The sequence below is a fragment of the Myxococcus xanthus genome, from assembly GCF_006402735.1.
In the GTDB taxonomy this organism is placed as follows: Bacteria; Myxococcota; Myxococcia; order Myxococcales; family Myxococcaceae; genus Myxococcus; species Myxococcus xanthus_A.
Genome location: NZ_CP017174.1, coordinates 2883422 through 2904686 on the forward strand (window position 1 = coordinate 2883422; position 21265 = coordinate 2904686).

Sequence of the window (21265 nt, forward strand, 5' to 3'; positions counted from 1 at the left end):
CAAGCCCTGTCAACGTGTGTCGCGCGCGACTTGTTCGTCACTTCTTGGCGGAGGCCGCCGAGTCCGCGGAGGAGATGTCCGCGTCGTTGCCCTCGCCGCCGGAGGCGCCGTCCGCGCCGTAGGAGATGATGACCGGCTTGCCGCCCTCGTTGATGTAGACGTAGTCGTTGTTCCAGGGGTCCTTGGGCATCTGCTCGAGCGCCTGCGCCTCCACCAGCGCCTGCAGGCCGGAGGCCGTGTCCGGGTACTTCCCCTTCTTCGTGTAGTAGAGCTTCATCGCGCCCTGGATGTTCTTGATGTCCAGCGCGGCGCGGTCCCGGCGCGCGGCCTCCAGCTGCGGGATGACGGCCACACCCACCGCCGCGGCGATGAGACCGAGGATGGTGATGACCACCATGATTTCGATGAGCGTCATGCCGCGGTTGCGGCGCTGCTTCCTCTGCTGCTTCTGGCTCTGGCGCATGTGTGCTCTCCATCCCGGGTGACTTTCTGGCAGGCCACCCTTGTGTCGTCGTGTCTTCTTGTCAGGGCGTCCGGACGCTGTCCGCCGCCCCGGCGGGCGGGCGAGGCTGCTGGGGACCGTACAACCGGGCCCCCACGGTCAGCAGCGCCGCCGCCATGGCGACCATTGCCGCCAGGGTGACGCGTTGAATCCAACGGTCCGCCATGTCGTTCATCATTCCGCCACACCTCACCGGATGGCCGAGTTCACCTGCAGAATCGGCATCAGGATGGAGAGCGCGACGAATGCAATCACCGCGCCCATCACCACGATGAGGAGGGGCTCCAGCAGCGAGGTGAGGGCGCTGATGCGCACGTTCACCTGCGTCTCGTAGTTGTCCGCCACGCTGGTGAGCATCTCCTCCAACTGGCCGGAGCGCTCTCCGATGGCGACCATGTGGTACACCAGCGGGGGGAATTCCCCGGAGCGCTTCAGCGGGTTGGCGATGCTTTCGCCCTCGCGGATGGAGTCGCGGGCCTTCTCGACGACCTCCGCCAGGACGGTGTTGGTCATGATGGCCTTGACGATGTCCATGGCCGCCAGCAGCGGGACGCCGCTCTTGAGCAGCGTGGACAGCGTGCGGGCGAAGCGGGAGATGGACAGCAGGCGCACCATGTTGCCCACCAGCGGCGCCTTGAGCATGAAGCGGTCCCACTTGGGCTTGCCCGAGGGGCTCTTCGTCCAGCGCATGAAGAGGACCACGGCCAGCGCCATGGCCGGCAGCAGGATGAACCACCAGTTCTGGAAGAAGTTGCTGGAGGCGATGAGGAAGCGCGTGCTCAGGGGCAGCGTGGCCTTCATCGTCTCGAAGATCTTCGTCACCTTCGGCACCACGAAGACCATGAGGGCCACGAGGATGCCGCCGCCCACCACCATCATGATGGCGGGGTAGAGCATGGTGCTGAGAATCTTCTGCTGCAGCCGGGCCTGGTTCTCCGTGAAGTCCGCCAGGCGCGTGAGCACCGCGTCCAGCGCGCCGGAGGCCTCGCCCGCGCGCACCATGTTCACGTAGATGCTGGGGAAGATTTTCGGGTGCTGCCCCATGGCTTCCGCCAGGGACGAGCCTTCATTGACGCGCTGCTTGATGTCGGAGAGGGCGCGCTTGAAGCGCTCCTTCTCCACCTGGTCCACCAGCGCGCTGAGCGACTCCACCAGCGTGACGCCCGCACCCAGCAGCGTGGACAGCTGCCGGGTGAAGATGGCCACGTCGTCGGTGTTGACGCGGCCCCGGCCCAGCTTGCGCAGGTCGATGTCGCGCGCCACCAGCGCCGCGTTGGTGCCCTTGGCCACGGCGGCCCGGCTGCCTTCGGCCTGGGCCAGCACGTCCGTGAGGAAGATGCCGTCGGCGCGCAGCTTGGACCGCAGCGTCTTGGGTGAGTCCGCCTCGAGCAGGCCCTTGATCTGCTTGCCCGCGGAATTGAGACCTCTGTACTCGAAGACCGGCATGGTTCAGGAACCCCGGCCCCTCCCAGGGAGGAGCTGTCGGCTACATGTCCTCCTGGGTGATGCTGAGCACCTCGGCGATGGTCGTCTCGCCCAGGGCAATCTTCCGCGCGCCGTCATCGAGCAGCGTCGTCATGCCCTTGGACGTGGCGGACCGCTTGATGGTGGAGGCGTCCACGTTCTTCAGCACGAGCTGGCGCACGTCGTCATCCACGGGGAGGAACTCGTAGATGCCGGTTCGCCCGCGGTAGCCGTTGCGGTTGCAGGAGGGGCAACCGGCGGCCTTGTAGATGCGGTCCACGCCGTAGCGCTGCTTGAAGGAGGCCACCGAGTGGCCCAGTTCCTTCAGCTCCGCGTCCGTGGGCTCGTGGGGCACGCGGCAGTCCGGGCACACGCGGCGCACCAGCCGCTGGGCCAGGATGCCGGTGAGCGAGGACGCCACGAGGAAGGGCTCCACGCCCATGTCCACCAGACGCGTCACGGCGCCGGCGGCGTCGTTGGTGTGGACGGTGGACAGCACCAGGTGGCCCGTCAGCGAGGCCTGGATGGCGATTTCCGCCGTCTCCTTGTCGCGAATCTCGCCGACCATGATGACGTCCGGGTCCTGGCGGAGGAAGGAGCGCAGCCCCTGCGCGAACGTCAGGCCAATCTTCGGGCTGATGGCCATCTGGCCAATGCCCTTGAGCTGGTATTCGACGGGGTCCTCGACGGTGAGGATGTTGAGGTCGGGCGTGTTGATCTTCGACAGCGCGCCGTAGAGCGTCGTCGTCTTGCCGGAGCCCGTGGGGCCCGTCACCAGGATGATGCCGTGTGAGCGCTTGATGACGGCTTCCATCGACTCGAGCGTCTTCTGGCTCATGCCGATTTCCGCCAGGTCCAGCAGCGTCGCCGTCTTGTCCAGCAGACGCATGACGATGCGCTCGCCGAAGGACGTGGGGATGGTGGACAGACGGATGTCGATGTCGCGGCCGGCCAGCTTGATGCGGATGCGGCCGTCCTGCGGCAGGCGCTTCTCCGCGATGTTGAGCTGCCCCATGACCTTCACGCGGCTGACGATGGCGTTCTGGTAGCGCTTGGGCGGCTTGATGACCTCCTGTAGCACACCGTCCACGCGGAAGCGCACCAGCAGCTCGCGCTCCATCGGCTCGATGTGGATATCGCTGGCGCGCTCCTTGGCGGCGCGGAACAGCACGGAGTTCACCAGCCGGATGACGGGCGCCTCGTCGTCCTCGTCCAGCAGGTCCTTGGGCTCGTCCAGCTCGTGGGCGATGGCGTCCAGGTCCTGCGTTTCCATCTCGTCCACGAGCTGTTCCGTCTCGTTGACGGAGCGGTCGTAGACGCTGTTGATGGCGTCGGTGATGGTGGAGCCCAGCGCGATGCGCTGGCTGACGCTCTGACCCAGCAGCACGCGCACGTGGTCCAGCGCCGCGGTGTCCAGCGGGTCGGCCACCGCCACCGCCACCGTGTCACCCTCCAGGGACAGCGGGAGGATGCGCGACTGCTTGGCGAAGTTGATGGGGATGCGCTTGACCAGCTCCGCGTCCACCTCTTCGGCGAAGATGCGCGCCAGGTAGGGCAGGTCCAGTTGGTGCCCCAGGGCCTTGGCCACGTCCTCTTCGGAGACCGCCTTCATCCCCACCAGGGCCTCGCCAATGCGCTGCCCCTTCTCGTCCTGGATGGCGAGCGCCTCCTGGAGCTTCTCCTCGGTGAGCGAGGGGACGATGGCGCGCAGGATCTCCCCCAGCGGGCGGCCACAGAGGTAGGCCTGTCCGTGAGCCACCAGCTGCGTGGCGTCGTTGCGCGAGGAAGCCGTGCTGCCGGTGGCGGCATTGGTGAGGACGGGGTCGGCGGTCAGGTTCATGGCGTCTGTTCCCCCGCCTCCGGCTGGATGCGCAGGCGTTCGGCGTCTCCTGCCTCGGGGACCGGGATGGCCTCGGACGGGGGCTGCTCGAAGTTCTGCGGGGCGGGCGCGGGCACTGGTTCTTCCGAACCATCCGGGGGCGGCATGCCTTCCCGCACCGCTGGTCCACCTTCCTCCGCCGGGGCGACGGGCGCCTGCCGCTGCGTGGAGGGCACGGCTCCCGGGCCGCTGGCCGGGGGAGGGGCCGGGGTGATGACGCGCTCGCCGGCCACGCCCGGACCGCCGTTCTCCGCGCGCTGCTCCTCCTGCGTCACCTTCTGGCCCATGCGCGACAGCGGACCGGGCTTGCGGGTGAAGTCCACCGCCACGTCGTAGCCGGGCACCTGGCCGTAGAACTGCTCCACGAACTGCTGCCGCTCCTTCATCTTGCGCTCGAAGATGACGCGGAAGTCCTCCGGCCCCCGGATGATGTAGGGCGTCAGGAAGAGGAGCAGGTTCGTCTTCGTCTTGCGGCGCGTGGTGTCGCGGAACAAGTGGCCCAGCAGCGGGATGTCACCCAGTAGCGGCACCTTGGACACGCTCTCCAGCGTGCGGTCCTGCATGATGCCGCCAATCACCAGCGTCTCCTGGTCCCGCGCGATGACGGTCGTCTTCGCGCTGCGGCGGGACGTGGTGGGACCGAGCACCGGGTCGGTGGAGGCGATCTCCTCCGTCTGCTGGTTGATGACCAGGCGGATATAGTCGCTCTCGTTGATCTGCGGCTTCACCGTCAGCTTCAGCTCCACGTTCTGACGGGTGATGGGGGCGTAGAGCGAGCCCAGGCCACCCAGGCCGCCCAGCAGGCCGCCGCCCAGACCTCCCGCGACGCCGCCGGCGCCCACGCCGCCCCCGAGCGAGCCCAGCGAGGACGGGTTGAAGCCGGACTGGAAGGGCACGTTCTGGCCCACCGTGATTTCCGCCTCCTCGTTGTCGCTGGTGAGGATGTGCGGCGTGGAGAGCACGTTCACATCCGAGCTCTGCTGCATGGCGTGCAGCACCACACCGAAGGCCGGGATGCCCAGCTTCTCCAGCGCGGGGATGACGGGGCCCTGAATACCGGCGAGGAAGCCGCCGTAGGACGCCAGGCTGGTGAGCGACAGGGACGGCGGCAGGCCGTTGCCGGAGGTGTTGGTGCCGATGAGGCCAGGAACCGCGCCATTCTCCGTGCTCAGGCTGAAGCCGCTGTGCAGGTTCATGCCCAACCGCGCGTTGCGGTCCAGGTTGACCTCCATGATGACGGCCTCCACGAACACCTGACGGCGCGGCTTGTCGAGCTGCTGGATGACCTGGACGATGTTCTTGTAGTCCGCCGAGCTGGCGACGATGACCAGCGAGTTGCTGCCCTTGTCGGCCGAAATCTTCACCTCGCCGCTGAACAGCTCCGCCGCCTGCGTCGTGGTGGGGCCGCCGGGAGCGCCCGGCGGGCGGGCCTGCACCGGGGTGCGGCCGCGGGGCGTGTTGCCGGTGCCCTGGGCCAGCGACTGGAGCGTGCTGGCCAGCTCCTCCGCGTTGGCGTTCTCCAGGTAGTAGACGTTGATGCGTCCGCCGCCGCTGGTGGGGATGTCAATCTGCCCGACGATGTCCTGGATGCGCTCGAAGGCCGCGGGGCTGGCGACGATGATGAGCTTGTTGGTGCGCTCGTCCGGGATGATCTGCGACAGCGTCACCGGACCGCCGGTGGAGCCTTCCTGGCCCTGTCCGGCCTGGGGCGCGGCCTGCGCCGAGGCGGGGGGCACAGTGCGCCCGGCGGCGGCGGGCTGGCCGGGGCGGGCGCCCTTGGCCTCGAAGAGGCGCTGCACCGTGTTGGCCACGTCCTGCGCGGAGGCGTACTGCACCTGGATGATGCGCATCTCGTCACTGGCGGCGCGCGTGTCCAACTGGTGGATGATGCGCTCCAGGCGGTGGATGTTGGAGCCCACGTCGTTGATGATGATGGTGTCGGGCGGATACGGAATCGTGTCGCCGTCCTTGGACACCAACTGCTGGAGCACGCCGCGCAGCGGCTCCACTTCCACGTTCTGCACGCGGAACAGCTTGGTGACCATCTGCTCATTGGTGGTGTACGGCTCACCGTCCTCGACGATGGTCGGGATGGGGTTCTGCTTCGCCGAGCGCTTGTCGACGATCTTCATGAACCGGCCGTACTGGTAGACGGCGAGCCCGTTGGCGTCGAGCGAGGCGAGGAAGGCGGAGTAGAAGGCGTCCGCGTTGACCTCCACCCGGCCATTCTCAGGGCCGATGATGGAGATCTTCCCGCGCACGTTCTCCGGCAGGATGAAGGTGCGGCAGGTGGCGTCCGCGACCGTCTGGACCAGCTTCTCGATCTCCACCTTGTCGAAGTAGATGCCGTAACGGGCATTGCGGCGGGCCTCCTCGCACGTCGGCGTGCGGCGGGGGCCCGCGGTGGCGTCACCAGCGCTGGTAGCGCCAGAGCCTTGCGGGGAAATCGTCCGCTCTCCAGCGGAGCCAGAGGGCGGTGAGCGGCGCTGGGCCTGCGCGGGAATGGCGAGCGCGAGGCACAGGCAGAGCATCCAGGACGGGAGCGTCTTCATGGAGGAGCGGGCGCTGCGGAGGTGATTAACGGACGTTGTACGACTTGCGGATCGGCGCACCGTTGCGCTCGATCTCGATCTCGATGCGGGCTGCGTCTTTCATCTTCGAATAGACCTCCAGCGCTTTTTCCGGGCTGTTGAGGTCGAATCCGTTGATGCGACGGATGACGTCGCCATTCTGGACGCCAATCTTGGAGTAGATGGAGTCCGGACGGATGGAGAAGAGCTTGAAGCCCACCGCCTGACCGTCCTTGAACGCGGGCACGATGCGCGCCTGCATGGCGACGTTGTTGAGGTTGTTGAGCGTCTTGTCGATTTCCGCGCGAGGGACTTCGTACTCATTCTCGCTGGTGGCGCGGATGCCACTGCCGTCACTGGGCGGCGCGGTGTTGGCCTGGGCCACCGGGGGCGAGGGCGGCACGAAGGAGCCGTCACCCGGGTTGCCGTCGATGAACTCGCGGCGGCCGCCGTTGATGATGATGACGCGCTCGCGCTCGATGTTCTCCACGGTGGCTCCCTGCAGGGAGTTGCCCACCATGTAGGTCTGCGAACGCTGCGTCGTCATGTCCTGGATGGAGGCGAAGGACCAGTCGGGGTTGCTCGCCACCAGCGTGCCGAGCAGCTTGACCCGCAGGCCGCTCTTCACGGGCGCGGCGTTGGGGTCCACCTCCGCCGAAGCGCCGCCGGGCTCCTGAACCTCGGGCTCGGGTTCGGGCAGCTTGATGCCCGTCAGCCGTGACAGACGGTCCAGGTCGAGCATCGCCATCGCCGTCTCGTTGCGGCGCGGCTGTGAAGGCGCGCGGGCGGACGACCCCCCGGTGGGAACCGGGGAGATGGCGGACTCGACGAACAGGTTCACCGTGCTCGCCGCCAGCAATCCGACGAGCAGGATGAACACCAGGTTCACCGTCCAAAAGTATTTTCGAAAGAAGAGTTCCATCACGCTTCCGGGAGAAAGCCGGGCCCTCATTGAGCAAGCCAGGTGCCATCGCGGGCCAGGCGGGCAAGACAGGACCTACGGCCAACCACTTGGAATTATTCCGGAATAGCAGGCGCCCCTGACGCGTGACGGGCCTTCCGAAACCCCGCCAGACAAATTGTCAAAAGCAGGCGGGGGGCCGTGTGACGCCCTGTCAGTCGTCGGTGTCGGGGCCGGGGGGAGCGGCGGTGGGGCCATCCCCGGTGGACTGCTCGCGCTCCAGCTTGCGGTAGATGGTCCGCGCGGCGATGCCCAGCAGCCGTGCGGCCAGCGTCTTGTCGCCGCGGGTGTGACGGAGCGTCTCGTGGATCACCCGGCGCTCGATCTCCTCCATGGGCGTCCCAATGGGAATGACGAGCTGTCCGGCCGAGCCCAGCGGGCCCTTGCGCACGGATTCAGGCAGGTCACTGGCCTCCAGCACCTCGCCGCGCGCCAGCACCACCGCGCGCTCCACGGCGTGCTCCAACTCGCGCACGTTGCCGGGCCAGGCGTAGTTCTCCAGCACGCCCATCGCCTCCTGCGAGAAGCCGCGCAGCACCTTGCCATTCTTGGCGGCGAAGCGGCGCAGGAAGGCGTCCGCCAGCAGGGGAATGTCCTCGCGGCGCGAGGCGAGCGCGGGCACGCGAATCTCCACCACGTTGAGCCGGTAGTAGAGGTCCTCGCGGAAGCGGCCTTCGGCCACTTCCTTCTGCAGGTCCTTGTTGGTGGCGGCGACGAGGCGCACGTCCACCTTCACCGTCTGCGTGCCACCCAGCCGCTCGATTTCGCCCTCGGCCAGCGCGCGGAGCAGCTTCACCTGGGCGGGCAGCGGCATCTCACCGACTTCGTCCAGGAAGAGGGTGCCACCGTGGGCACGCTCGAAGCGGCCCTCTCGCCGGGCCACCGCGCCGGTGAAGGCGCCGCGCTCCACGCCGAAGAGCTCCGCCTCCAGGATGTTCTCCGGCAGCGCGCCGCAGTTGACGGCGACGAAGGGCCCACGGACCCGCTGGGAGAACTCGTGCACGGAGCGCGCGGCCAGCTCCTTTCCCGTGCCGGACTCACCCAGCAGCAGCACCGTGGCGGTGGAGGGAGCCGCCTGGCGGATGGTGTCCAGCATGGCGCGGAAGGCGGGGGACTGGCCCACCATGGAGCGCCCACCCGCCGCGTTCATCTCCGCCAACTTCGCCTTGAGCGACTGGTTCTCCGCCACCAGCGCTCGCTTCTCCAGCGCCTTCTGGATGGCCTTCACCAGCGCGTGACGCTTGAGGGGCTTGGTGATGAAGTCGTAGGCGCCGTCCTTCATGGCCGCCACGGCCGTCTCCACCGTGCCGTAGGCCGTCATCAGCACCACTTCCACGTCCGGGCGGATGGCGCGCGCGGCGCGCAGCAGCTCCTGGCCGTCCATGTTGGGCATCATCAGGTCGGTCACCATGGCGGCGACCTCCGGCCGGCGCAGCAGCTCCAGCGCCTCCGTGCCGTTGGCGGCGGCCAGCGTGGCCATGCCCTCACGCTGGAAGATGCGGATGACCGAGTCGAGGTTCGCGCGGTCGTCGTCGACGACCAGGACCGTGGGGGATGTCATGTTGGGCGCAACCTCCTGCAATTCGTGTTCCCTTAAGCGGATTCCTCGTCCGGCTCCAGCGGTCCGCCGCCCATCCGGCCAATGTCCTCGCGCCGCACCTTGTCGACGTTGAACTTCCGGGCGCTGGCCAGCATCCGGTCCAGGGTGGCGTCGAAGTCCGGCTTCCCGCCGTCCTTGCGGAAGCGCAGGAAGTTGAGGCGGGCGACGACGAAGTTCTTGAGGTACGGGCTCTGGAGGCCCCTTTCCTTGAGGACATCCACGACGGCCACCACGGCGTCATCCAGCTCCAGCAGCCGCCGGGCCCGGGCCTCGCGCAGGGGCAGGGCGTCCTCCAGGGGCGTGTCGAGGAAGTCCTCCACCACCTTCACGAAGGGGTGGTAGGCGCCCGCGGAGAAGCGGGGGCGCTGCTCGTAGGCGGCGCCCAGGGTGACGAAGGAGGGCTCCTCGAAGAGGTGGGCGAAGGCCGTCTCCGGCCCTTTGCGCTCCGCGCCCACCAGTCCGCGGTACATGCGGATGACCTCCAGCGAGCGCTCCTTGAGGTTGTGGGCCTTCTCCGTGTTGAGGGCCAGAATCTGGTAGGCCACGTCCTCTTCGGGCAGCACCAGGGCGACAATGGCCTTGGCGCCCAGGAGCCGGCTGGCGTGGAGGCGGTGGTTGCCGTTGGGCGTCCAGTACCGGCCGTCCTTGCGCACGGCGATGACGGGGTCCAGGAAGCGGTCCAGCCGCTCCATGGCGCTGGCCAGACGCTTCACGTGAGGCTCGGATACGTCGCGCTGGTAGGGCGTGGGCTCCACCTTGTCGATGGGCAGCACGGAGAACACCACCGGGTGGCCACCCAGCGGGTCGCGGTACACGCCGAGCACCTCGCCGCCGTCCTCGCGCACCGCCTCCAGCAGCTCCGTGGGGTACTCCACCGAGTCGCTGGCCACCTCCGCGGGGGACAGGCCCCGGGACTTCGGCGCCGCCTTCTTGCGGCGGGGCTTGCGCGGCGTGGCCGCCTTCTTCGCGGCGGGGGACTTGCGTGCGGACTTCGCTGCCATGGGCTGCACCCTCCTCGTGCTGCTTCGGCGTTCTACGAGGAGGCCCTGACACGTCCCCCCGCCGGCGCACGGTAGGGGGACGTGGAAGGGTGGGCTACTCGCCTGAAACGGTGAGCTGCCGGAAGCGGACAGTGGGCGCGCCCACCGCGCCGCTGCGGAACTGGAGGTCGCTGCCGACGCCGTCCAGGTCCTTGAGCATCTGCAGCAGGTTGCCCGCCACCGTCACCTCCTGCACGGGGTGCGTCAGCTCGCCCTTCTCAATCCACAGGCCGTTGGCGCCCGCGGACAGCTCGCCCGTCACCGGGTCGGTGCCGTGGCCGAGCAGGGCGGTGACATAGAAGCCGCTGTCCACCTCGCGCAGCAGCTCCTCCGGCGACTTCGTGCCCGCCTCCAGGTACAGGTTGCTGGTTCCGATGGAGGGCAGCCCGTTGTAGCTGCGTGACGCGTTGCCGGTGGTGCGCGCCTTCGCCTTGCGAGCGGTGAACGCGTCGTAGAGGAAGGACTTGAGCACGCCCTGCTCGATGATGGGGGTGCGCCGCGTGGGCACGCCCTCGCCGTCGAAGGGCGCGGTGGCCAGTCCGCGCGGCATGAGGCCGTCATCCACCAGCGTGACGTGCGCGCCCGCCAGGCGCTTGCCCAGCAGCGGGGCCAGGAGGCTGGCCTTCTGGTACACGACGTTGCCGTCCGCCGCGCGCGCCACGTCCGACACGAAGGACGCGGCCACCTGCGGGTCGAACAGCACGGGCACCTGCTGCGTCTTCACCCGCTTCGCGCCCAGCATCCGCACCGCGCGGCGCGTGGCCTCCCGGCCGATGGATTCCGGCCCGTCCAGGTCATCCAGGAAGCGGCGGTAGTCCATCCAGTAACCCGTCTGGAGCCCGTTGCCGTCGGAGGCCACCGGCGCGGCGTACAGGTACACGTAGGTGCCGGAGTACGCGCCCGTCGCGCCCTCGGTGGAGGCCATGTACACCTCGGACACGTAGTCCCCGGCGCCCACGCCGTTGAAGGCGATGATGCGTGAGTCCTCCGCCCGGGCCGCCTTCTCCACCTCCAGTGCCGTCTTGATCTTCCAGTCTCCGGGGAGCTCGGCCACCTTCGTGTCGAACAGCAGGCCGGTGTCCCCGAAGCGGCCCAGGTCCTTGCCGGAGGGCAGGCCGTTGAGCTTGCTGGGGGCGGAGAACTCGGCCAGCTTCAGTGCCTGGTCCACGATGTGGTCCACGGCGGAGGGCTCGAAGTCGGACGTATAGGCGAAGCCCAGGCGGTCCTTAAGTACCACGCGCACGCCCACGCCCTTGCTGGTGGACTGGGTGAGGTCTTCAATCTGCCCCTGGTGCACGCGCACGCTGCTCTGGCGGCCCACCTCCAGGAAGGCCTCCGCCTGGCGGGCACCCTTGCGCCTGGCGCGCTGGACGATTCTCTTCGCGAGCTGTTGGTAGTCCATGGTTGGTGCTCTCTCTCAGGCGACCTTGGTTCCGCCGACGGTGATGTTGTCGATTCGCACGGTGGGCAGACCCACGCCCACGGGCATGGACTGGCCATTCTTCCCGCATACGCCCATGCCCGGGTCCGGCATGGGGTCGCAGCCCACGCGTGACACGTTCTTCAGTGCCTCTGGCCCCACGCCGATGAGCGTCGCGTTCTTCACGGGACGGCCCAGCTTGCCGTCTTCGATTTGATAGGCCTCGATGACCTCGAAGACGAAGTTGCCGTTGGTGATGTCCACCTGCCCACCGCCGAAGGTGGCGCAGTAGAGGCCGCGCTTCACCTCCTTGAGGATGTCCTCGGGGACGTGGTCACCCGGGGCCAGGAAGGTGTTCGTCATGCGGGGCATGGGCAGGTGCTTGAAGGACTCGCGCCGCCCGCTGCCAGTGCTGCGCTGGCCCATGAGCTGCGCGTTCAGGCTGTCATAGAGGTAGCCCTTGAGTACGCCGTTCTCGATGAGGACCTTGCGCTCGCCAGGGTTGCCCTCATCGTCGATGTTGATGGAGCCGCGCCCGCTGGACACGGTGCCGTCGTCGATGATGGTGACCAGGTCGGACGCCACCTTCTCCCCCAGCTTCCCGGCGAACAGCGACGTGCCCTTGCGGATGAAGTCCGCCTCCAGGCCGTGGCCCACCGCCTCGTGCAGGAGGATGCCGCTCCAGCCCGGCGCCAGCACCACCGTCTGCGGGCCGGCCACGCAGTCCACCGCGCCCAGCGTGGCCACCGCCTGACGCGCCGCCTCCCGGGCCACGTCCTCCGGGGAGAAGGTGTCCCAGTGGCTGAAGGGCACGCGTCCGCCGCCGCCGTACATGCCGGTGCGCCGCTCGCCGCCCTTGCCCTGGGCCACCACCAGCACCGAAATCCGGCACAGGTCCTGGGTGTCCTCGGTGTAGCGCCCGTGGGTGTTGGCCACGGCGATGCGCCGGGTCTGGTCCACGTAGCCGCCGTTGACCTGCTTCACCCGCGCGTCGAAGGCGCGGGCGGCCTTGTCGGCGCGCATGAGCAGGCCCGTCTTCAGCGACACCTCCACGTCCATCAGCGGGGGGCTGACGTGGTAGTGGCTGGGGACCGCGGCGCGGCGCACGGGGAAGCTGCGCTCGGCGCCGCCGCCCTGGGCAATCATGGCCGCCGTGGAGGCCGCGCGCAGCAGCGCGGATTCATCCCAGTCGTCAGAGAAGGCGTAGCCCACCTTGCCGCCGGAGATGACGCGCACGCCCACGCCCTGGACCAGGCCCGTCTGCGCGCTCTTGATGCGGGATTCTTCCAACTGCACCGCGGTGGTGAGCGTGCGCTCGACGTACACCTCCGCGAAGTCGCCCCCACGCTCCATAGCCACGGCGAGCAGGCGCTCGACCAGCGGTTGGGGCAGCAGGGCGACGGGCGTGGGCCGCCGGGCCACCGGCGGGGCCAGCTTCAAGGAGGGGGCGCGCTTCGAGGGCGCAGACGCTCGGGGCATATTTCGGGACTCCCGCAGTGAAGACGATGGGGTATGTGACAGCCTACATAGGAGGGGGCGCCGCCGGGAGCAACGCTCAAGGGCCCCCGTTCTTTCCCTGATCCGCGGCCTGTCCGCATTCCCACCATGGAGACGGCGCTCTAAGATGCCCGGCGCTTCGAGACTGGAACCCACCCCATGCCTCCTCGTCCTCCTCCCTCTTCCCGTGCTGGCGCCGGCCGTTCCGGTGGTTCCGCGGGTGAGGACCCAGACTCCATGAAGTCCCCCGCCCGGCGCCGTCCCGCGTCCGAGGACGAGGACTTCGCCGCTCCCGCATCCGGCGAGGACGGCTATCCAGACGACGGGCCGCCCAACCCGGACCTTTACGGCGAGGAGGAACCGGGCCGCTCCCGCACGGGTGAGACGCGCGTGGCCTCCGTCGAGTCCGTGGAGGCAGAGCGCCGCTCCCGCGACGAGGACGAAGACGACAACGCGGACGCCACGCGCGCGGGTCCGCCGGTACAGATGGTGGTGCTGGAGGGTCCGGACAAGGGCCGCAAGAAGCGCTTCCAGAGCGTGCGGATGGTGGTGGGCCGCAACAAGGACTGCGACTTCGTGCTGGAGGACCAGTCCGTGTCCCGCCGGCATCTGGAGCTGGTGTACGGGCAGGCCGGCGTGGTGATGCGGGACCTGGGCAGCGTCAGTGGCACCCAGGTCAACGACCAGCGCGTGGACGAGTGCCTGCTGAAGCACGGCGACGAAATCTCCGTGGGCAAGACGCGCCTGCGCTTCGTGGACGAGGCGGAGCAGATCAAGGAGCTGCGCGCCCAGGCGGAGGCCCGCGAGGCGGAGGAGAAGCGCGGGCGCGAGGTGGCCGCCCGCGAGGCGGAGGAGAAGCGGAAGAGCCAGGCCGCCGCGCGTGGCAGCGAGGTGGATCCGAACGACCCGCGCTTCAACGAGGCCACCAACGCCAACTACAAGCTGCCCGACTCGCTCAAGGAGAGCTCCGGCGGCAAGGGCGCGGTGGCCGTACCCCGGCCCCGTCCGCCCATCCGCAGCACGCCGACGCGTTCGAACAGCGGGGGACTGACGGGCAAGCAGAAGGCGCTCATCGGCGGCGGTGGCGCGCTGGTGGTGGTGCTGGTCATCGGGCTGATGCTGATTCCGTCCGGGCCGCCGCCCCCGCCTCCGCCGGACCCGAAGGTGGAGAAGGCGAAGGTGCTGATGCAGCAGGCGCGCGAGTCCGTGCGTGCGGATGACTTCGCCAACGCCGTCCGCCTCGTCGGGGAGGCGGAGAAGCTGGTTCCGGGCATCGACGCGGACAACCTGGCCCGGGGCGCGCGCACGCAGTTGGAGGTGATGACCTCGCTGGAAGCGGTGCGGGGCCTCATCGAGGAGAAGCAGTTCGACGAGGCGCGCGCGAAGCTGGAGGCGACGCCGCAGGGCACGGCGAAGACGGATGACCTTCGCCGCAAGCTGGCGACGGAGCTGGAGGAGAAGGACATCGCCTGGCGGCTCCAGCAGGTGGAGGAGTCCTTCGCCTCGCGCGACCCGGAGACGATTCGCCCGCTCATCGCGCAGCTGCCGCCGCTGAACCGGCCGGCCTACGAGGTGAAGCTGACGGACCTGGAGTCCGAGCTGGCGAAGGAGGCCCAGGATGCGTCGCGCCGCACCCGCAACGCCAACGCCCGCGCGGCGGAGGTGGCCAAGGAGAAGCGCAAGGAGTTCATCGCCGAGGCCTTCACCGACGTGGAGCGCCGCTTCAACGGGGGGGACTACCAGCGCGCCATCCTGGAGTGCGACCGGGTGACGGACAAGTACCGGGCGGACAAGGACGTGAAGGACCGGGCCCTGGCCCTCAAGCGTCTGATTCCCCAGTTCCGGCGCGCGCTGGAGGACGGGCAGAAGAAGCTGGACGCCAACTCGCTGGAGGCGGCGGCGAAGCCCCTGCGGCGCGCGGCGGAGCTATACCGCCAGATTGGCTTCCGGGGCTCGCTGGGGAACACCATCGACGAACAGCTCGCGTCTTCATCGCTGGCGGCGGGGCAGAGCGCGCTGAAGAAGGGGGACCTGGGCGCGGCCGGCTCGCACTTCCGTGAGGCGCTGCGGCTCAACCCGGGTGACGGGCGGGCGCGTGAAGGACTGGAGAACCTGCAGAAGAAGGCGGAGGAGCTCTTCCTCCGGGCCTACATCCAGCGGGACAGGGATCCGCAGGCGGCGGCGGAGATGTTCAAGGTCGTCATCGAGACGGCCTCGGAAGGCTCCGACGTCAAGCGCAAGGCGGAGATGTATCTGAGCGAGCTCCAGCCGTGAGTGGCGGCGGGCCGACCATGATTTGCCGGGGAGAAAAGGGATGAACGAGTCGTCGCTGCGTGAGCTCGGGATGGACCTCATCGAGGAGCGCCAGTTCGAGCGAGCCCTGGCCGTGTTCGCCGAGGCGGTCCGCCGCGCCCCCGCGGACCACCGCTCGCGGATGCTGGCCGCGCGCTGCCTGGCGGAGCTGGGCGAGCGTGAGCGTGCCGTCACCGCCTACCACGCCTGCGCGGAGGGCCTGCTGCGCCGGGACTACCTGTTGTCCGCCATGGCCGCGTGCAAGCTGGCGCTGGACCTGGCGCCCAACGAGCGGCGCCTGAAGGAGACACTGTTTCGCGTGCACTCGCGCGCGGTTCGCAACGCGCCGGGCCGCGCCGTGGTCCCTCCGCCGCTGCCGCCCGAAACCCTCTACGACGGCAAGGTAGAGACGGACCTGATGGGACTGCAGGGCGAGGAGCTGTCCAGCCGCGCCATCGAAGTGCTGGCCGCGACGGACCCGGGCGGCGCCGCGGACCCCAACAGCCGTCCGCCACTGCCGCTGTTCGCGGAGCTGGACCGGGATGCCTTCGTGGACCTGGTGCGGCTGATGGCGTGGCGCCGCGTGAAGCCGGAGGAGGCGGTGAGCCGCGAGGGCGAGCCCGCCGACTCCCTCTACGTCCTGGTCGCCGGCAAGGCGGAGGTGACGCGGCAGATGGAGGGCGAGGCGCGCACGCTGGGCTTCCTCGGCGGCGGCTCCATCTTCGGTGAAATCGCGCTGTTGACGGGCGCTCCGCCCACGGCGACGGTGTCCGCGGTGTCGGATACGGAAGTCTTCGAGATTCGCCGCGAGCACCTCAACGCGGTGGCCAAGAGCCACCCCGCGGTGCCGCAGGTGCTGGCGGACTTCGCGCAGCAGCGCATGGCGCGCAACCTGATGGCCACCTCGCCCATGTTCCAGACGATGCCGGAGTCGGAGCGGGGCGCGCTGCTGCGGCGCTTCGCCTTCCGGGCGCTCCAGGCTCGGGAGAAGGTGCTGGTGGAGGGTGAGCACTCGCCGGGGCTGTTCCTGGTGCTGGCCGGTGAGCTGGTGGTGCAGAAGGAGGACCCGGCGGGCGGTGTGGTGACGCTGGGCATGCTGCGCGAGGGCGAGGTCGCGGGCGAAATCTCGCTGCTGACGGGCCTGCGCGCGACGGCCACGGTAGCGGCGGCGCGCAAGACGGCGGCGGCCTTCCTGGAGCGCGCGGCTTTCCACGAACTGGTGACGGCCGTTCCGGACATCCGCACGTACCTGGAGCAGCTGTCGGACCGCCGGCTGAAGCAGATTGGCGAGGCGCTGCGGCCCGCGGAAATCATCGACGCGGACGAACTGGTGCTCGAGCCCGAGGCGGCGTGAGAGGGGCCATGGTGAACGTGACGCGCTCTCAAGTGGTGGGTGGTGTGCTGGCGCTGCTGGCGGCCGGCGCGGTGCTGTACTTCTGGCCGCGGCAGCAGCTCACCGTGGAGGAGGCCATCCGCCGTCAGGTGGTGGTGATGACGCGCGCCGCGGAGGGGAAGGACGTGGGCGGGGTGATGGAGCACGTCTCCGAGCGCTTCCGCTCCAACGGGCAGGGCGGCTGGTCGAAGAAGGACGTGCGCGGCATCCTCACCGCGCAGGTGCTGCGTGGCCAGTGGGTTCGCGTCTTCGTGACGAACCTGGAGGTGCGCGAGGTGTCGCCCTCGGAAGGGGAGTTCCAGGCGCGCTTCATCTTCGGCCGCTCCCAGGCGGAGAAGGTGGAGGACCTGGCCGCCGACAGCGTGCTGAACGCCTACCTCATCGAAGGCGCCTTCGAGAAGGAAGAGGACGGCGAGTGGCGCGTGGTGCGCGCCCGCCCGGAGTCCATCAGCCCGGCGGACCTCCTCTAGCGCCGGTTCGTGGCGGGGGCGGTTGGACGCCTCCACCGCGGACGCCGTGCCCTTGTGTCTGCGACGATGCCAATCTTGCTCAAGACCTAAATAGCTGGCTTTTCGAGACAGCCGTGGTGTTAGAGTGAATCCCTGGTGAAATTTTTCGCTGAGGGTTCACGCCTGATGGTCATCAAAAAGCACTTTTCACCATGGGGCCTTGTCGCAGCCTCTCTGTCCTTGGCGATGGCATGTGGTCCGGAGGACCTGTCAGCGATTGACGGGCCGGTTCACGAGGTCACTTCGGAAGTCTCCGTGGAGGCGGGGTACATTCCGATGACTGTCGCCGCGACGTTCTGGGGAACGGGGGGGCTCCGGACCTACCCCACCTCGCATGGCAATGAATGCCAGGCGGCCTGTTTCAACGACCCGTCCTGTACTGGGGGCACGTTCAACCCGGCCAAGCGCCTCTGCTGGTTGCGCACCGGGAGCGGGGCGATTGGTGGCGGAATCCCCACGGACCAGGCGTTCAAGGTGGGGGACGCGGAGCGTGAGGCGTTCTTCCGTAGCCGGATGACCGTGGGCGCGACCTTCTGGGGGACGGGCGAACGCCGGTTCATCAGCACCACCAGCGCGACGCAGTGCTACACCGCTTGTTCCAACGACTCGAGCTGCACGGGCGGGACGTTCAACGAAGGCAAGCGCTCGTGCTGGCTCCGCGTGGGTAACGGCTCGATCGGCGGTGGGCTCACCTCGGACTACGGCTTCAAGACGCAACTGGGGGAGCGCAGGGCGGGCTTCAACGGCAACATCGTCTATGGCCACTGGCGAGCCTCCGGAGGGAAGAATCCCTCCAGTGCTGGCAACCCGACCTTCCATCTGGACTTCGCGGGGCCCACGGACATCATCACAGTCAAGCTGTCTTCCTCCGTGGACACCTACCTCTATCTGCTCGATGCGAATGGCAACGTGCTGGCCGAGGATGACCACAGTGGTGGCGGGAAGAACGCGCAGCTCAGCGTCGCGCTGAATCCTGGGAGCTACCAGCTGGTCGCCGCGACCGCCGCGACGGGGCAGGCTGGTGACTTCACCCTGTCCTCGGACAAGGCGCCCCTGCGGTTTTCGCAGCAGCTCGAGCTTCGGCCGGTGACCCGGTTCACCTGGATTTATGACGACCGGGGCTCGGGGGCATCGTCGAACATCGCCATCTGGCGCCCCGACCTCTCCCAACACCCGGGCTTCTTCTCGTTGGGAGACGTGGGCATGACGCGTTATGGCGTGGCGCCGTCGGCGTCGTTCGTGGTCCGTGGTGAGGGGGACCTCCTGGCGAGGCCCACCGACTATGCGCTGACCTGGAACGACAAGGGCTCGGGTGGCGACTCGGATGGTTCGCTCTGGGAGCCTGTCGCGCCGGTGGGTTACACCTGCCTTGGCCACGTCGCGGTGCGGGGATACTCCAAGCCTTCGACCGAGCTGATTCGTTGCGTGAAGAGCGCGTATGTGTTGGCCGCCGACCCGCAGACGCTCTGGACGGACAGTGGCTCAGGGGCGGACCGGGACGCCGGTCTCTGGCAGGCCGTCCCCAAGGACCACCGCGGGTTGCTCGCGTCGACGTTCATCTCCCGGCCGAGTCACAGCGACACGGGAGGGAGCAGCCGCTACTGGGTCCTCAACAAGAGCGCCACGGTCAACGAGGAGCTGCGGGGGGGCGCGGTGGATACGCGGACCGTCGTCTCCTTCGCGCCGCGTATCTGGTTGCATGCGGACGAGTCCTACTTCCCGTCCAGCACGGAGTTCCATCTCGCCAATGTCCACGAGGTGAACGGGCACCTGGTGACGAATCAGCCGTTGGGCTGTGATTCATGCACGGACCCTGCCTTCCTCGATGGGCAGCGGCCGGACCAGACGTCCGTGCCCGTCTATGCGCAGATCATCTCGCGGCCCCAGTCGGGCCAGATGGCTGGTGTGACGGACGTCCTCTACTGGTCCTTCTACCCCTACAACAACGGGAAGCGGGTGTGCATCGGCGTCTATATCGGCGGGATTGGCTGCGTCGGTGGGTACTCCACCTTTGGCAACCACGTGGGGGACTGGGAGCACTTCACCGTCCGCTTCGTCGATGGTCGCCCGTCGCAAGTCTATTTGAGCCAGCACGCGAATGGGCAGACCTTCACGTTCGGCGACAAGCTGCTCGCCTTCACGGGCTGGCATTCGGTCACCTACTCCGCGAAGGGCTCACACGGCCTCTACCCGGACGCGGCCCGGCATATCTATGAGACCATCGGCAACGGCGACTTCCTGGCGGATGACACCAGCGCGGGGCTCGCGTGGGAGACCTGGAATCATGTGGTGCCCATGGCCTGGCAGGCGCGGGGGAACTACATCGGCGGCCTGGAGTGGATGAACATGTCGGTCTACTGGGGCAACCCCGAGGCCGGTTGTGGCAATCCGACGGGCTACTGTGTCAACAGTGGGGGCCCTGGCTCGCTGATGACGCGGCGAGTGGCTGACCCGGCATACATGACCCTCGAATAACGGGCTGGGGTTCACGGCTCCAGGAGCGAGCCCGACTCCGCCTTCCAGGCCTTGGCCATGCTGGCCTGGCCGGCGGACTCCAGCCGCTTGCGGATGTCCTCCACGCGCTCCGCCAGCGCCTCGCGGGGCGTGCCCTGCGCCCGGGCTCGCGCGAGGCCGAAGAAGTAGTGCTGGCAGCTGGCGGCGTGCTCGCCCTGCGCGAAGAGCAGGTCCCCCATGGCGGTATACGCCTCCGCCATCGTGCCCGCGCCGCTGTCGGGTGCCACGGCGGCCAGCAGCGGGCGGGCTCCCTCGTAGTCCTTGCGCGCCAGCAGCAGCGCGCCCTTGGCGTACTGCGCCCGGGCCAGGTCCACGCCGCGTGCCGCCAGGGCCTTGTCGTAGGCGACCAGGGCATCGTCCTGACGGGAGGCGGCTTCCAGCACGCCGCCGCGCGCCAGCCAGTAGCGGCCGTCCTTCTCCAAGAGGCCTGCCTTCTTTCCGTCCGGGGTGGTGATCTGCACCGGGCCGAAGGTGGCCTCGTACGCGTCCAGCAGGGCCACCGCGCCGCCGTTGTCGCCCGCGGCCTGCAGCGCCCGCGCGCCGTCCAGGTAGAGCAGGGGGGCATTGCGGCGCCGGGCCACGGCCGCCTCGAAGGCCGCGCGCGCCTGGGCGTCACGCTTCACCGCCAGGGCCCGGGCCCGGGCGAAGAGGGCGTAGTGCTCATCGGGCACGGCGTTCAGCGCTTCGTCCGCGGCGGAGAGGGCTTCGTCAGGCGCGCCGCGGGCCAGCGCCAGCTCCGCCTTCAGCGCGCCCGCGCGGGCCTTCAGTCCGGGCGTCAGCTCCGCGCCCCGGGCCTCCATGCCGGAGAGCACCTGCTGCGCTTCCTCCGTCTTGCGCCCCTGGTAGGTGTGGGCCAGCGCGGTGGACACGCGGGCCAGCAGGTGGTCCGGGTTGACACTGGTGGCCTTGGCGAAGGCCTCCACCGCCTGCGGGTACTGGCCTTCGTCCATCAGGGCCTCGCCGTACGCGGTGGTGAAGCGCGGATCGCGCCAGGACGCTTCCGCCGCGCGAGCGAAGGCCTGCCTCGCGCCGGGAAGGTCGCCGCGCGCCTGGAGTGCCAGGGCCCGGGCCAGCGTCAGCCGGGCGTTGTTGGCGCCGCGGGCCTCGAGCCCGGCCAGGTACTGCTCCGCCTCGGCGGACTTGCCCGCGGCCAGCAGATGCAGGGCGTGGGCGCCGTAGCGCTCGCCGGACTGCGACTCCAACTGCACCGCGCGGGACAGGTGCTCGCGGGCCTTGGCGTCCGCGCCGGGCTGACGGTGCTCCAGCCACAGCACCGTCTGGATGTCGGCGGCCAGGGCCTGGGCGTCACGGGCCTCCGCGTCGAGCTGGAACAGGGCCTCCAGCTCCGTCATCGCGCGGGCGAAGTCAGCGGGGTTGCCACGCATGGCGGCCATGCGGGCCGCGCGCAGGTGTTCCTCCGTCTGCTTGCGGACGGTGCCTCGGTGGACGAAGAAAACCACCGCGCCCGCGAGCAGCACCGCCACCACGCCCACCTGAACCAGCGCGCTGGTGAGGCTTTCGCGCCGCTGCCAGTCCTTGCGCCCTTCGGTGCCCATGGACCTGTCCCCCGCGCTGGAGTTGGATGTGCGCCGGCCGTAGTGCCGGGTATAGAAGCCGCGCTCAG

Annotated in this window: 15 protein-coding genes; 4 read left to right on the plus strand and 11 right to left on the minus strand. The window is 68.9% G+C overall.

The features are described from left to right. Positions 1 to 37 precede the first annotated feature (37 nt). From gspG to BHS09_RS12325, 10 genes are all read right to left on the minus strand, one after another. The gene (gspG, locus tag BHS09_RS12285) at positions 38 to 463 is read right to left on the minus strand and encodes a type II secretion system major pseudopilin GspG (RefSeq protein ID WP_140789887.1); all 426 of its coding nucleotides are present in this window, start codon (positions 461 to 463) and stop codon (positions 38 to 40) included. Positions 464 to 524: 61 nt separating this feature from the next. Beyond that, on the minus strand, positions 525 to 680 hold the full coding sequence (locus tag BHS09_RS38740) for a hypothetical protein (protein ID WP_162295072.1): 156 nt from the start codon (positions 678 to 680) through the stop codon (positions 525 to 527). Between the two features lie 11 nt (positions 681 to 691). Next, positions 692 to 1948 carry a type II secretion system inner membrane protein GspF gene (gene gspF / locus BHS09_RS12290; protein WP_140789888.1) on the minus strand — a complete coding sequence of 419 codons (1257 nt, stop codon included), beginning with the start codon at positions 1946 to 1948 and terminating at the stop codon, positions 692 to 694. Positions 1949 to 1988: 40 nt separating this feature from the next. Then, entirely contained in the window at positions 1989 to 3806 is a 1818-nt protein-coding gene (gene gspE / locus BHS09_RS12295; protein ID WP_140789890.1) for a type II secretion system ATPase GspE, read from the minus strand. Continuing rightward, the gene (gene gspD / locus BHS09_RS12300) at positions 3803 to 6397 is read right to left on the minus strand and encodes a type II secretion system secretin GspD (protein ID WP_140789892.1); all 2595 of its coding nucleotides are present in this window, start codon (positions 6395 to 6397) and stop codon (positions 3803 to 3805) included. The genes gspE and gspD overlap by 4 nt, the downstream gene beginning before the upstream one ends. Positions 6398 to 6422: 25 nt before the next feature. Then, complete coding sequence (gene gspC / locus BHS09_RS12305) at positions 6423 to 7337, minus strand: type II secretion system protein GspC (RefSeq protein ID WP_174258742.1); 915 nt, start codon at positions 7335 to 7337, stop codon at positions 6423 to 6425. A 193-nt stretch (positions 7338 to 7530) separates the two neighbouring features. After that, complete coding sequence (locus BHS09_RS12310) at positions 7531 to 8937, minus strand: sigma-54-dependent transcriptional regulator (protein ID WP_090489930.1); 1407 nt, start codon at positions 8935 to 8937, stop codon at positions 7531 to 7533. Positions 8938 to 8969: 32 nt separating this feature from the next. After that, positions 8970 to 9977 carry a ParB/RepB/Spo0J family partition protein gene (locus BHS09_RS12315; RefSeq protein ID WP_140789895.1) on the minus strand — a complete coding sequence of 336 codons (1008 nt, stop codon included), beginning with the start codon at positions 9975 to 9977 and terminating at the stop codon, positions 8970 to 8972. Between the two features lie 94 nt (positions 9978 to 10071). Further along, a complete protein-coding gene (locus BHS09_RS12320; protein ID WP_140797956.1) occupies positions 10072 to 11418 on the minus strand; it encodes a TldD/PmbA family protein in 1347 nt (448 codons plus the stop codon). A gap of 15 nt (positions 11419 to 11433) precedes the next feature. Then, the gene (locus tag BHS09_RS12325; RefSeq protein WP_140797957.1) at positions 11434 to 12915 is read right to left on the minus strand and encodes a TldD/PmbA family protein; all 1482 of its coding nucleotides are present in this window, start codon (positions 12913 to 12915) and stop codon (positions 11434 to 11436) included. A 177-nt stretch (positions 12916 to 13092) separates the two neighbouring features. Here BHS09_RS12325 and BHS09_RS12330 point away from each other — a divergent pair, with 177 nt between their 5' ends. The 4 genes from BHS09_RS12330 (at position 13093) to BHS09_RS12345 (ending at position 19602) form a co-directional block, all read left to right on the plus strand. Further along, the gene (locus BHS09_RS12330) at positions 13093 to 15207 is read left to right on the plus strand and encodes an FHA domain-containing protein (protein WP_140789900.1); all 2115 of its coding nucleotides are present in this window, start codon (positions 13093 to 13095) and stop codon (positions 15205 to 15207) included. Between the two features lie 40 nt (positions 15208 to 15247). After that, a complete protein-coding gene (locus BHS09_RS12335; protein ID WP_174258743.1) occupies positions 15248 to 16579 on the plus strand; it encodes a cyclic nucleotide-binding domain-containing protein in 1332 nt (443 codons plus the stop codon). A gap of 8 nt (positions 16580 to 16587) precedes the next feature. Continuing rightward, a complete protein-coding gene (locus BHS09_RS12340) occupies positions 16588 to 17088 on the plus strand; it encodes a hypothetical protein (RefSeq protein ID WP_174259250.1) in 501 nt (166 codons plus the stop codon). A gap of 315 nt (positions 17089 to 17403) precedes the next feature. Next, positions 17404 to 19602 carry a Vps62-related protein gene (locus BHS09_RS12345; protein ID WP_161605148.1) on the plus strand — a complete coding sequence of 733 codons (2199 nt, stop codon included), beginning with the start codon at positions 17404 to 17406 and terminating at the stop codon, positions 19600 to 19602. 11 nt (positions 19603 to 19613) lie between these two features. Here BHS09_RS12345 and BHS09_RS12350 read toward each other — a convergent pair whose 3' ends face one another. After that, positions 19614 to 21197 (minus strand): tetratricopeptide repeat protein, encoded by a 1584-nt coding sequence (locus BHS09_RS12350; RefSeq protein ID WP_140789905.1) that lies wholly within the window; start codon positions 21195 to 21197, stop codon positions 19614 to 19616. Positions 21198 to 21265 lie beyond the last annotated feature (68 nt).

Coding starts and splice junctions, on each gene's coding strand:
- gspG (WP_140789887.1), bottom strand. CDS start 463: ATGCGCCAGAGCCAGAAGCAGCAGAGGAAGCAGCGCCGCAACCGCGGC.
- BHS09_RS38740 (WP_162295072.1), bottom strand. CDS start 680: ATGATGAACGACATGGCGGACCGTTGGATTCAACGCGTCACCCTGGCG.
- gspF (WP_140789888.1), bottom strand. CDS start 1,948: ATGCCGGTCTTCGAGTACAGAGGTCTCAATTCCGCGGGCAAGCAGATC.
- gspE (WP_140789890.1), bottom strand. CDS start 3,806: ATGAACCTGACCGCCGACCCCGTCCTCACCAATGCCGCCACCGGCAGC.
- gspD (WP_140789892.1), bottom strand. CDS start 6,397: ATGAAGACGCTCCCGTCCTGGATGCTCTGCCTGTGCCTCGCGCTCGCC.
- gspC (WP_174258742.1), bottom strand. CDS start 7,337: ATGGAACTCTTCTTTCGAAAATACTTTTGGACGGTGAACCTGGTGTTC.
- BHS09_RS12310 (WP_090489930.1), bottom strand. CDS start 8,937: ATGACATCCCCCACGGTCCTGGTCGTCGACGACGACCGCGCGAACCTC.
- BHS09_RS12315 (WP_140789895.1), bottom strand. CDS start 9,977: ATGGCAGCGAAGTCCGCACGCAAGTCCCCCGCCGCGAAGAAGGCGGCC.
- BHS09_RS12320 (WP_140797956.1), bottom strand. CDS start 11,418: ATGGACTACCAACAGCTCGCGAAGAGAATCGTCCAGCGCGCCAGGCGC.
- BHS09_RS12325 (WP_140797957.1), bottom strand. CDS start 12,915: ATGCCCCGAGCGTCTGCGCCCTCGAAGCGCGCCCCCTCCTTGAAGCTG.
- BHS09_RS12330 (WP_140789900.1), top strand. CDS start 13,093: ATGCCTCCTCGTCCTCCTCCCTCTTCCCGTGCTGGCGCCGGCCGTTCC.
- BHS09_RS12335 (WP_174258743.1), top strand. CDS start 15,248: ATGAACGAGTCGTCGCTGCGTGAGCTCGGGATGGACCTCATCGAGGAG.
- BHS09_RS12340 (WP_174259250.1), top strand. CDS start 16,588: ATGGTGAACGTGACGCGCTCTCAAGTGGTGGGTGGTGTGCTGGCGCTG.
- BHS09_RS12345 (WP_161605148.1), top strand. CDS start 17,404: ATGACTGTCGCCGCGACGTTCTGGGGAACGGGGGGGCTCCGGACCTAC.
- BHS09_RS12350 (WP_140789905.1), bottom strand. CDS start 21,197: ATGGGCACCGAAGGGCGCAAGGACTGGCAGCGGCGCGAAAGCCTCACC.